At 57.9% G+C, this 11883-nt stretch carries 9 protein-coding genes and 1 tRNA gene; 6 read left to right on the plus strand and 4 right to left on the minus strand.

Annotated features, from left to right (window positions below; translation table 11 throughout):
- Positions 1 to 66 precede the first annotated feature (66 nt).
- Both lon and ABD653_RS00805 read left to right on the plus strand, forming a co-directional pair.
- Entirely contained in the window at positions 67 to 2463 is a 2397-nt protein-coding gene (gene lon / locus ABD653_RS00800; protein ID WP_160779409.1) for an endopeptidase La, read from the plus strand.
- A gap of 222 nt (positions 2464 to 2685) precedes the next feature.
- Positions 2686 to 2958: an HU family DNA-binding protein gene (locus ABD653_RS00805; RefSeq protein ID WP_160779410.1), complete on the plus strand. Its 273-nt coding sequence runs from the start codon at positions 2686 to 2688 to the stop codon at positions 2956 to 2958.
- Between the two features lie 105 nt (positions 2959 to 3063).
- On the opposite strand, the gene ABD653_RS00810 is transcribed toward ABD653_RS00805, so the two are convergent.
- On the minus strand, positions 3064 to 3927 hold the full coding sequence (locus tag ABD653_RS00810; RefSeq protein WP_344705247.1) for a hypothetical protein: 864 nt from the start codon (positions 3925 to 3927) through the stop codon (positions 3064 to 3066).
- Between the two features lie 30 nt (positions 3928 to 3957).
- Entirely contained in the window at positions 3958 to 4749 is a 792-nt protein-coding gene (gene rlmB / locus ABD653_RS00815) for a 23S rRNA (guanosine(2251)-2'-O)-methyltransferase RlmB (protein ID WP_160780426.1), read from the minus strand.
- Positions 4750 to 4890: 141 nt separating this feature from the next.
- On the opposite strand from rlmB, the gene ABD653_RS00820 reads away from it, so the two are divergent.
- Positions 4891 to 4976 (plus strand) — tRNA-Tyr (locus ABD653_RS00820).
- A 14-nt stretch (positions 4977 to 4990) separates the two neighbouring features.
- Here ABD653_RS00820 and ABD653_RS00825 read toward each other — a convergent pair.
- Positions 4991 to 6892 carry a beta-galactosidase gene (locus ABD653_RS00825; protein WP_160779412.1) on the minus strand — a complete coding sequence of 634 codons (1902 nt, stop codon included), beginning with the start codon at positions 6890 to 6892 and terminating at the stop codon, positions 4991 to 4993.
- 98 nt (positions 6893 to 6990) lie between these two features.
- On the opposite strand from ABD653_RS00825, the gene ABD653_RS00830 reads away from it, so the two are divergent.
- From ABD653_RS00830 to ABD653_RS00840, 3 genes are read left to right on the plus strand one after another with little or no spacing between them, the layout of a single operon-like run.
- Complete coding sequence (locus ABD653_RS00830; RefSeq protein ID WP_160779413.1) at positions 6991 to 8079, plus strand: Gfo/Idh/MocA family protein; 1089 nt, start codon at positions 6991 to 6993, stop codon at positions 8077 to 8079.
- Positions 8066 to 9025, plus strand: a complete 960-nt coding sequence (locus ABD653_RS00835; protein ID WP_160779414.1) for an aldo/keto reductase — start codon at positions 8066 to 8068, stop codon at positions 9023 to 9025. The genes ABD653_RS00830 and ABD653_RS00835 overlap by 14 nt, the downstream gene beginning before the upstream one ends.
- 26 nt (positions 9026 to 9051) lie before the next feature.
- Positions 9052 to 9963 (plus strand): TauD/TfdA family dioxygenase, encoded by a 912-nt coding sequence (locus tag ABD653_RS00840; protein WP_160779415.1) that lies wholly within the window; start codon positions 9052 to 9054, stop codon positions 9961 to 9963.
- On the opposite strand, the gene ABD653_RS00845 is transcribed toward ABD653_RS00840, so the two are convergent.
- A complete protein-coding gene (locus tag ABD653_RS00845) occupies positions 9956 to 11662 on the minus strand; it encodes a solute:sodium symporter family transporter (protein WP_160779416.1) in 1707 nt (568 codons plus the stop codon). The two genes, ABD653_RS00840 and ABD653_RS00845, sit on opposite strands and share 8 nt — an antisense overlap.
- Positions 11663 to 11883: the final 221 nt, after the last annotated feature.

The raw sequence follows: 11883 nt of genomic DNA on the forward strand, positions 1-11883 counted from the left end.
GAGGGAGCGGGGGCGACACCATATCAACTGCAAAGGCGGCCCCCAAGGTCGCCACGGATATGAATTATGAGCCAGCTTTACCCACTCCTCCCACTGCGGGACATCGTTGTTTTTCCCGGCATGGTCGTGCCGCTTTTTGTCGGGCGTGACAAATCAGTTGCTGCTCTCGAAGCAGCGATGGAAAACAGCAAGGACATCTTCCTCCTCGCCCAGCTTGACCCTGGCTGCGACGATCCCGACCGGGATGACCTGTTTGATGTTGGCGTGGTGGCGCAAGTTTTGCAGCTTTTGAAGCTTCCCGACGGGACAGTCCGGGTTCTGGTAGAAGGGCGTGAACGGGCCAAGCTCCTCGCCATGCGGGCGGAATCTGGTCTCGTCATTGCCGAAGTCGAACCCCAAGCTTCCGAGACGGTGTCGGGCAGTGAAATCACAGCGTTGATGCGATCGGTCGTCGAGCAATTCGGCGACTACGCCAAACTTAACAAGAAGCTGGGCGAGGGTGCCGGCGATGATCTGGGCGAAATCGATGATGCCGGTCAACTGGCCGATGCCATCGCTTCCTCGATCAATGTGAAAGTCTCCGACAAGCAGGCGTTGCTGACAGAACCCGATCCGCGCAAGCGGCTCGAAATGGTGCTGTCCTTCATGGAGGGTGAGCTTTCGGTGCTTCAGGTCGAGCGCAAGATCCGCGGGCGGGTCAAGCGTCAGATGGAGAAGACGCAGCGCGAATACTACTTAAACGAGCAACTCAAGGCGATCCAGAACGAGCTGGGCGGCGGCGACGGCGAAGATGGCGACGAGCTGTCGGAGCTTGCCGAGAAGATCGAGAAGACCAAGCTTTCCAAGGAAGCGAAATCAAAGGCGCAAAGCGAGCTCAAGAAGCTCAAGAGCATGCAGCCGATGAGTGCCGAAGCGACGGTCATCCGCAATTATCTTGATGTTCTGCTCGGCTTGCCATGGGGCAAGAAGAGCCGGCTCAAAAAGGATATCGCCAAGGCGCAAGAGGTCCTCGATGCGGATCACTATGCCTTGGAGAAGGTCAAAGACCGCATTGTCGAATATCTGGCAGTGCAGGCGCGCACCAACAAATTGAAGGGGCCGATCCTGTGCCTCGTCGGCCCGCCCGGAGTGGGCAAGACATCGCTCGGCAAGTCGATTGCACGGGCCACGGGGCGTGAGTTTGTGCGCCAGTCGCTTGGCGGGGTGCGTGACGAAGCGGAAATCCGGGGCCACCGGCGCACCTATATCGGATCGCTGCCGGGCAAGATTGTGACCAACCTGAAAAAGGCTGGATCATCCAATCCGCTGTTCCTTCTCGACGAGATCGACAAGCTGGGTCAGGATTTTCGCGGCGACCCCGCATCTGCCTTGCTCGAAGTGCTCGATCCGGAACAGAATTCGAAGTTCCAGGATCATTATCTCGAGCTCGACATGGATCTGTCGGACATCATGTTCGTGTGTACGGCCAACTCGCTAAATCTGCCGCAGCCATTGCTCGACCGGATGGAGATCATCCGGTTGGAAGGCTATACCGAGGATGAGAAGGTGGAGATTGCCCAGCGCCACTTGCTGGCCAAACAGATCGAGTCTCACGGCCTGAAGAATGAAGAATTCGAACTAACCGAAGACGGTCTGCGCGACTTGATCCGCTACTACACCCGTGAAGCCGGTGTGCGGACGCTGGAGCGCGAAATCGCGCGTCTCGCCCGAAAGAGCTTGCGCAAAATCCTCGAGAAAGAAGTCGAGAGTGTTCGGATTACGCCCGAGAATCTTGCCGATTTTGCCGGCGTGCGAAAGTTCAAGCATGGGATGAGCGAGGACGAGGCGCAGATCGGTGCGGTGACCGGTCTGGCCTGGACCGAGGTCGGCGGAGAGCTGTTGACCATCGAGAGTGTCACGACGCCGGGTAAGGGTGAGATCAAGACAACTGGCAAGCTCGGCGAAGTTATGAACGAATCCGTCGCGGCGGCCTTCAGCTTCGTCAAAGCGCGGGCTCCTGCCTACGGAATCAAACCGTCTCTGATCCAGCGCAAGAACATTCATATCCACTTGCCCGAAGGGGCCGTACCCAAAGACGGGCCGAGCGCAGGCATCGGGATGGTCACATCGATCGTATCGACCTTGGGTGGCATTGCAGTTCGTCCCGATGTCGCCATGACCGGAGAGGTTACCTTGCGTGGCCGCGTCTTGCCGATTGGCGGGCTTAAGGAAAAACTGCTCGCAGCCCTTCGAGGCGGGATCAAGACGGTCCTTATTCCCGAAGAAAACGTCAAGGATCTGGCGGAGATTCCGGACAACGTGAAAGAAGGGCTGGAGATCATCCCTGTTAATCACGTCGACCAGGTGCTGGAGCATGTGTTGGTGTCTTCGCTGGAACCGATCGAATGGACCGATGCTGATGATTTGGCCAGCCAGCCAGCAGCAACGGAAGGTGCCGGCACATCTTCACCGACTGCGCATTGAAACGGCACTGGCTGGGAAGACCTCAATTGACCGGTTTTGAGTAGCAAGGTGCAACTGGCTTGCCGCCCAATCCAAGTAAATGCGACAAATGGAGCCAAAACGCTCGAAAACCGCCAATTTCTGCCAAGATTTTCCTAGACACCGCTCCAAAAAAAGAGTGAGTTTGCTTTCATCAAAGGGGGCGATTCACACTCCAAAGAATTCTTGAGGGGGTTTTCCAGAATGAACAAAAATGAACTGATTGGCGCGGTCGCCGATGCGAGCGGGCTGTCCAAAAGCGATGCTGCAAGCGCTGTTGAAGGCGTATTCGATACCATTACCACATCTCTGTCGAAGGGTGACGAAGTTCGCCTCGTCGGCTTCGGGACTTTTTCTGTTGCCAAGCGCAAGGCCTCTACAGGTCGGAACCCGCGTACGGGTGAGCCGATGACGATCAAGGCATCCAACCAGCCCAAGTTCAAGGCTGGCAAGGGCTTGAAGGACGCAGTCAACTAAGACAGCATCTCAGAGCGGGCCGGTTCGCCTCGTTTGGCCCGCATTGAAAGCCCCGCGCACCGGTTTGGTTCGCGGGGCTTTTCATTGCCAAGCCAGAATTTGGGATCAGCGCTTGAGCTGCAGCAGCGCGGTTGGCGCAGCGCTGGTCTGCTTGTCGATGCGCCAGCTCAAGACATACCCGGTCGGCGTTGGGTTGGGTCCTTCGTCTGTGTTGTTGGCGAGGATCGTTGCATTGGTCTGGATCGTGAAAGTGCCATCGATCGGAGGGATATTGGGAATTTCGGCCTTGCTGTCGTTCGAAGCTTCAGACCGTGCCGCCATGCCCATCAACTGCCCGAAACTGCCAAGCCCCGCCGCAGGTCCGCTGCCAGCAGCCGAAAACGCAGGCGCTTCGACGCGCACGATATCATCGTCGCGAAGATAGACCTGCACGAATGATCCCGGCAGCGGAGATCCTTCCATAGTCGGGAACATAAAATCGTGATCCAACGTGCCATCGATGGCAAAACGGACATCAAAGATGCCATCGTCACGATAGCTTACTTCTTCCCAGCCGCGCTGGCGTTGCAGCTTGCGCGTGAACTCGTCGATGTTTTGCGGATCGCTCAGATCCATTTCGCCCAGCATCATTTTCGCCATCTGCGCCTCTTGCAGGCGCTTGTCTGCTCGGGCTGGAGCCTCTTCATCCCAGGCTTCGCGCTGGGCGGTGAGCTCGCTTGCGGTACACTCGCGAGTCTCGCCGCTGTTGGTGGTGCACGCTTGTGCAGAGAATTCGTCATCATCGGCATTGGCGCCCATTTCGGCCAGCTCGCCGATGCCAAGGATGCTGATCTCGCCGGTATAGAAAAATGCAAAGCGGCCATCCTCGTTTATGCGAAGATCGGATGTGAATTTGCCGGGCGACATGAAGCAGCCTGATAAAAGCATCGCCAGTCCTGCCGCGGCTGCAGTGCGCGCCGCATGCTTCATTATCCCGTTTCGAAACATCGAAATTCCCCCCTATTCGCCTCGCGTTGCCACAGCATAAAGTGCTATTGCGGCAGCATTGGACACGTTCAAACTTTCAATCGCGTTACTGATAGGCAGCTTCGCCAATGCATCACAATGGGCCTCGATATTCTGCCGCATGCCTTCGCCCTCTGCCCCCAGGACAAGAGCGACCGGGCCGGTGGGCAACGCTGCTGCAAGGGTCGTATCGCAGTTGCCCGTCAGGCCAATCCGCCAGAATTCGCGTTCCGCGAGCGTGTCGAGAGTGCGGGCAAGGTTCACGACTCTGATCCATGGCACGGTTTCAAGCGCACCGGAGGCCGATTTGGCAACCACTCCGGATTCCGGCGGGGCATGGCGATCCTGTGTAACAACCGCTGCCGCCCCGAACGCTGCAGCCGATCGCAATATCGCGCCGACATTGTGAGGGTCCGTAACCTGATCGAGGATCAGAACAGGGCCGCCATCTTCGTCCAGCACTTCCTCAAGATGAAGGTCTGGCAGGGGCTCGCATTCTAGTACCAGCCCCTGATGTGGCGCATCACGAGCCACCATCCTGGCGAGGTCGGTCACGTCGGCGTAGGCGACGGGGAAATCCTCCGGCAATTCACCGTCGAGCGCGGCCTCGCCTTCACGTGTCGCCCACAACTTGCGATGAGTGCGATTGGGATTCTTGAGCGCGGCTTCTACCGCATGGCGACCCCAAAGCCGGACCGTGCCGGTATTTGACCGTCCGCTGCCGCGCCCGCCCTGCATTCTGCCGGCTCGTCCGCGCATCGCCCGTTTCTTCTCGCCTTTGGCCATCATTGTGTCTCGCTTCGCGTTTCTTTGTCTTGCCCCTGCCAGTGGCCCCATTGACAGGCAAGCATCGCTTCGCCAAAGGGGCGCCTCTCGGCAAGCGGAGCCGCCATGTGTGGCCCCGATATTCCCGCGGATTAGCGACGTGGACAGGTGGCCGAGTGGTTAAAGGCAGCAGACTGTAAATCTGCCCGCGCAAGCGTACGCTGGTTCGAATCCAGCCCTGTCCACCACGCTACTTCGTTCCTCATGAAAACTGTTCGAACGTCCACCCTGCTGGGGGGAGAATTTCTTCGCCAGCATTGGCTGTGCCCGGCCCATAGTTGAACCAATAGCGCCCGCTCGCGTGGGTGACACAGCGCAGGCCAGTTGGCAGTTCTTGTACTGGCAAACTTGTCTGCGCCAAGGTGCGAGCGAGGACTTCCCGGATCAATGACCCTTCCGGCCAGCCGGCACAATATCGGACGTTTTCGTGTTTCCACGAGGCGATCGTTCCGTCTCTGCAAACCAGATCCGGCTTCGCGTTTCCTTCGATGTGATCCAGCCAGCGTGTCAGTCGCCAGCCGTCTCCGTCGTGCACCAGCCCGGGGCGCAAGCTTTCCGAGCGGGTGACGGTGAGGGGGATCAATTCTTGCAGAAGGCCTGGGGCGAGATTCTTCGGGATCGTCAAGTCGGCAGTTTTGCTGCCGGTCCGAGGGCCGAGTACGATTTGGCCTTTGAAAGCAGCGAGCGATTTCACCAGCTCTGGTGAAACGACTGGAAGGCAGGGGACTACTGCAATGCCGTATCCGTCAAGCGCCGCGCCCGGCCGAACGAAATCGACATTCAAGCCGTTCTCCCGCAGCGCGGAGTAGCAGGAGAACGCTGCCCATATCGCCGACAAATCCTGGCCCTGGGGTTGGATCTGGGTGATCCATTCTGACTCGTAGGAGAAGATGATCGCTGCATGCTTGTCAGGGGCACTGTCGGGATTGATCGACTTCAAGTCCGTGGCAGATTGCTTTGCTTCATGCAGAGCAGGGGCAGGCTCTCCATTCGGGCGCAACAAACCTGCGTGCATCTGCTCCTGCGCAAATGCCGCTTGTCTCCAACGGAAATAGCAGAGCATTTCTGCCCCGTGGGCCGCAGCTTCCATGGTCCAAAGATTGACCATACCGTCATGTGGGGCAGGATTATTGCGCGCCCAGTTTACCGGGCCGGGTTGCTGTTCCAACACGCTCCAGCGCCCGTTTCTCGCACAGCCACGATAGAGATCGTGATGGAAGGCGGCGATATCGGGGTGACCAGTGCGGGCATAGGTGATCTTGTCAGCTTCGCTGAACCGGAAGGTTTCCAGAAAGCCCAGCGGGTAGCTATCCCAGCCGAGCACATCGAGTTCTTCGCCCAGCGCGAAATGGTCATAGCCGGCATAGAAGCCCATCGCGTTATGGGTGATGTCGCGCCCGGGCGAGTGCTTGCGCAGAATTTCGACCTGAAGCCGGTTGAAGGCAATTACCTGATCGGACGAGAAACGACGAAAAGCCAGCCAGTGAGAAGGATTGGCCTCGGTCACGGTCAAGTTGGGAAGCTCTATTTCGTTGAATGACCGATACTCCATACTCCAGAACACGTTGCCCCACGCCGCATTGAGCGCATCGATCGTCCGGTACCGATCCGCCAGCCAGTCCCGAAACCCGTCGCGCGCGGCAACCGAGAAGCTCTGCACTGTGTCGTGACAGCCATATTCGTTGTCGGTCTGCCAACTAACCACGGCGGGATGGTCGCCATATCGCGTGGCGAGTGCTTCGGTGATGCGGGCACATTGCTCGCGGTAACCCTGGTGGCTGAAACAATAGTGACGGCGGGAGCCGAAACTCCGCGGTTTGCCGTCGCGGTCCAGCGCAACCATTTCCGGCATTGAATCCACCAGCCATTTGGGCGGCGTTGCCGTTGGCGTACCAAGAATAATTTCCAGACCTTCGGAATGCAGCAGATCTATTGCCCGGTCGAGCCCCGCCCATTCAAATTGTCCCGGCTCGGGTTCAATACGGCTCCAGGCGAATTCTCCGATCCGCACACGGGAAAGTCCGGCCTCGCGCATCATCCTCGCATCAATCGGCCAGCGCTCTTCAGGCCAGTGTTCGGGGTAGTAGCAAACGCCGAGCTTCATGGATCAATCTCTCCGGGTATGGCATCGCGGATGGCATTGTGCGGTTAACCCCGCAAGGGCGCTTGTCTTTTTCCCCATGACAGCACAGACGCGAAGCTGTGAGCAACAACCGGACCTATGCGATTGTCGGCTGCGGCATGATGGGGCGCGAGCATATGCGCAATCTTGCGCTGGTCGAGGGGGCGGAACTGGTCGGCATCGCCGATCCTGACAGAGGTTCGCGTGATCAGGCCGCTGCTCTGGCCTTTGAAATCGGGCAAAGTGTCGAGGTGTTCGAAGATGGCCAAGCCTTGCTGTCGAAGCTCAACCCGAATGCGGTGATTGTGGCGAGTCCGAACTTCACTCATTTCGATGTGGCACAGATGATCATGGCACACGGTCCGGCTATCCTGATGGAAAAGCCGATGTGCACCTCGCTGGAAGATGCCGCAACGTTGAAAGAGCAGGTGGAACGTCACCCGTCGCTTTTCTGGGTTGGGCTAGAATACCGCTATATGCCACCCGTCGCGCGCTTTGTGGAAAGGGTTCAGTCCGGTGAGGCGGGCAGGATACGGATGCTTTCAATCCGTGAGCACCGTTTCCCGTTCCTTGAGAAAGTCGGCGACTGGAACCGCTTCAGCCGCAATACTGGCGGAACACTGGTCGAGAAGTGCTGCCATTTCTTCGACCTGATGCGGCACATTCTGTGCGACGAGCCAGTGCGGATTTTCGCCAGCGGAGGTCAGGACGTAAATCACCTTGATGAGCGCTATGGCGGCGAAGTTCCGGACATTCTCGACAATGCATATGTCGTCGTCGATTTTGCTGGCGGCTGCCGGGCTGTGCTCGATCTTTGCATGTTTGCAGAAGGATCAGAGCAGCAGGAAGAAATCTACGTCGTAGGCGAAGCGGGCAAGCTGGGGGTTTCCATCCCGGCGGCTAATGTCGTCTGGTCACCGCGGGATCGATCAGGGCCGTTTATTGAACCTGTGACAACACCGCCTGAAGCTCTGGCGGCGGGCGACCATCATGGCGCGACCTACTTCCAGTTGCGAGATTTTCACGCTGCCCTTTTGGAAGGCGGCAGGCCCAAGGTGGATGCACAAGACGGTTTGCGCTCGGTGCAAATGGGCGCTGCCGCGCATCAATCCATAGTCACGGGCCAACCTGTGACGCTGGACTTTGGAGATAAGAATGCCCCTTGCTGACATGCCCAAGATCGGATTTGGGCTCTGGAAAGTTGCTCCGGAAGACTGTGAAGATACTGTCCTTGAGGCGATTAAGGCAGGCTATCGTCATTTCGACTGCGCGGCGGATTACGGCAATGAAGCTGAAGTCGGAGCAGGTTTTGCTGCTGCGTTTGCCCAAGGCATCGTTACGCGCGACGAATTGTGGATCACATCCAAGCTCTGGAATACGTTTCACGCACCCGAACATGTCGAGAAGGCATGCCGTAAATCGCTTGCCGATCTTGGGCTCGACTATCTTGATCTGTACCTGGTCCATTTTCCCATTGCGCTGAAATTCGTGCCGATTGAGGAGAGATACCCGCCTGAATGGCTGGCCCATCCCGATGCCGCGACTGCGACGATGGAACGTGCCAACGTGCCGCTTCACGCGACATGGGCCGGGATGGAAGGTTTGGTGGCTTCCGGCCTGACGCGGCAGATTGGAGTCTGCAACTACAATAGCGGCCTGCTCCATGACCTGATGAGCTACGCCGAGATCAAGCCGGCCGTGTTGCAGATCGAGGCGCATCCTTACCTGACCCAGGAAAAGCTGATCCGACTGGCCGGAGAATATGGCATTCATGTCACGGCGTTCTCTCCGCTCGGTGCGTTGTCCTATGTCGAACTCGATATGGCGGGGAGGGCGGACAGTGTTCTTACCGAGCCGGTAGTGGAAGCCGCAGCATCGGCCCACGGCAAGGCGCCAGCGCAAATTGTACTGCGCTGGGGAATCCAGCGGGGGACATCTATCATTCCGAAAACCAGCAAGCCCGAGAGGATGCGGGAAAACCTTGCGTTGAACGATTTCACCCTCACGGATGCTGAAATGGCTAGCATTTCAGCGCTCAATGCGAACCGCCGTTTCAATGATCCGGGCGTCTTTTGCGAAGCCGCCTTCAACACCTTCAATCCGATCTATGATTGAGGTCTGGTCTATGTTGGAGGCAGATAATGGATGATCGTTTTCCCGTCATGGTTGCAGGCAGCGGAGACCTTGGCGCGTATCTATCGGCGAACAAGCAAGCGATTGATGCCGAGCGCGCCGCGCATGGCGCGGTGCTATTCCGCGGTTTTGATGTCTCAGATGCTCAGGAATTCGACAAAGCAGTGAAGGCTTATGGGGAAGAGAATTTCCCTTACAAAGATTCGCTGTCGAATGCGGTACGTGTGAATGTGACCGAACGGGTTTTCACCGCCAACGAGGCGCCGCCGGAAACAAGTATCTATCTCCACCATGAAATGGCCCAAACGCCGGTCTATCCCGCGATGCTGTTCTTCTATTGCGAGGTTGCGCCTGATGAAGGAGGGGCGACTCCGATCTGTCGTTCCGACTGGGTGCTCGATGCCATGGAGGCGAAGAATCCCGGGCAGGTCGAGGAGTTTGCAAGTAAGGGTGTGCGATACACTAATGTGATGCCTGGAGCTGATGATGCGGGGTCGGGACAAGGGCGGAGCTGGCGCAGCACGTTGAGTTCTGAAACGCGTGACGGCGCGGAAGCACGGCTGGCGACGCTGGGTTATGATTGGGAGTGGTGCGCCGAAGACAGCCTGCGGGTCACAACGCCTGTCTTGCCGGCCATCCGCGATGTCGGGGGCGGCCGGCGTAGTTTCTTCAATCAGCTTATCGCGGCATTCCGGGGCTGGTCGGATAGCCGCAACGATCCAGCAAAGAGCATCACATTCGGAGACGGAACGCCAATCTCCGTAGAGCAAATGGCTGATGTGATCGCGATTGCGGACGAGCTGAGCTTCGACATCGCGTGGCATGCTGGCGACGTTGCGCTGGTCGACAATTACCTGGTGATGCATGGTCGCCGCCCATTCCGGGGCAAACGTCGGGTTCTCGCGAGCCTTGTTAGCTAGCCGGTCTGGGCCGGGCGGCAATCATCCAAATCACCACATTGGCGATGGCCAAGATCGTAAGCAGCGCAGCCAAGAGCGAGCCAGAAGCCTCCAGGCTCGCGACACCCAGGGGCGAAAAGACCAGGTAGAGCGCCACGACGCAGGAAAACAGCGTCACAGCCAACGGCTTTGCAAAAGGCCAAGGCGTCATGTCGACTTCCGCTTTGGGCATAAAGCTCCAGGCTGTCTGGCGCGGCTTCCATGCACCAATTGCCAGCATGATGCCGACCTCTGCCACAAACAGAATCGCGTATTGGTGGAGGAAGTGCAGAGTGACGGCTTCATCGAACACAAAGCGCAATAGACCATAGGCAATCACATGAAAGATGATCGCGACCTTGGCCCCGAGCGCTGGCACTCGGCGCGTGAAAAGGCCTACGATTACAATGGCAACGGTCGGGATATTGTAGAAGCCTGTGAACACACGGATGACTTGCCATAGTCCATCGGCGGCAAAGTACAGCAAAGGCGCGACCGCGAAGGAAAATAGCGCCATCACAACGCTGGCGATCTTCGCCACACGCACAAGCTCGGAATCACTCGCGCTACCCTTGCGAGCCGGGGCATAGACATCGAGGCTGAACAAGGTTGCAGCACTGTTGAGCAGCGAGTTGAACGAACTGAACACGGCGCCCAACAGCACCGCGAGGAAGAAGCCGCCCATCCACACCGGCAGCACATCATTGATCAAGCGCGGATAGGCTTGGTCAATAGTTCCGAGCCCGGGCCCGTAAAGGTGGAAGGCAATGACCCCCGGGATCATCATCAAGAATGGCACCAGGACCTTGAAGAAGCCCGAGAACAAGACACCTTTTTGCCCTTCGGCTAGGGATCGGGCGCCCAGTGTCCGCTGGATCACATATTGGTTTGTGCACCAGTAAAACAGGTTGGCGAAAATCATTCCAGTGAACAGCGTGCCGAATGGTGTCGGGGCATCGGCGTCGCCGATTGCATCCAGCTTCTCCGGGTGATCCTGCAGCAGACGCGAATAGCCATCGCCAAAACTGCCGTCACCCAGTGCGACCAGGCCCAGGACGGGAACTGTAACGCCGATGATGAGCAAGCCGATCCCGTTGAGAGTGTCCGAAACGGCGACGGCTTTCAGTCCACCGAAGATGGCGTAAATCGAGCCTGTGATGCCAATGACGATGACGGTCGCGACAAGGGCGGGGAAGTAATCGAGGCCGGTCAGCTCGGGTACGCCGAACAACTGCATGACAGCTACCGATCCCGAGTACAGGACAGAGGGGATCGTCACAAGGCCATAGCCGAGCATGAACAGGACTACCGACATTCGCCTGACTGTCGGGTCGAACCGGTCATTAAGAAATTGGGGCAGGGTGGTGAAGGCCCCGGCGAGGTATCGGGGAAGGAAGATGAAAGCCATGGCAATGGTCGCGACCGCTGCGGTCACTTCCCACGCCATGCTCGACATGTTATAGCCATAGGCAGAGCCATTGAGCCCGATAAGCTGTTCTGCGCTCAGGTTGGTTAGTAGGAGCGAGCCCGCGATGAAGGTTGCTCCCAAGCCTCGGCCGGCGAGAAAATATCCTTCTTTCGTATCGACGCTGCCTCGGGTTTTGAGCCAGCTGACCCAAGCCACCAGTGCCATGAAGGCCACACAACTTGTGAGGGTGAAAAGGAGCGATCCGCCAACCATTACGCAATCTTACTGCGCGAACTGTCGCATCTGTGCAAGGATACCCCTGTATTGTGGTGCAATAATGCAACGCGTGGTTGCTTCGCTGCGTAATGCGGCGATTGCCCGCTTGAATCTGCGGATTCTCCAGTGCCATAGGCAGGCCAAGAACAAACCCGATCCAACGGGAAGATAGACCTGCTGCGCATTCGAATGCGCAAAGATCCGGAGAGAGGACCCCT

It is taken from the genome of Parerythrobacter jejuensis (assembly GCF_039536765.1).
Lineage (GTDB): Bacteria > Pseudomonadota > Alphaproteobacteria > Sphingomonadales > Sphingomonadaceae > Parerythrobacter > Parerythrobacter jejuensis.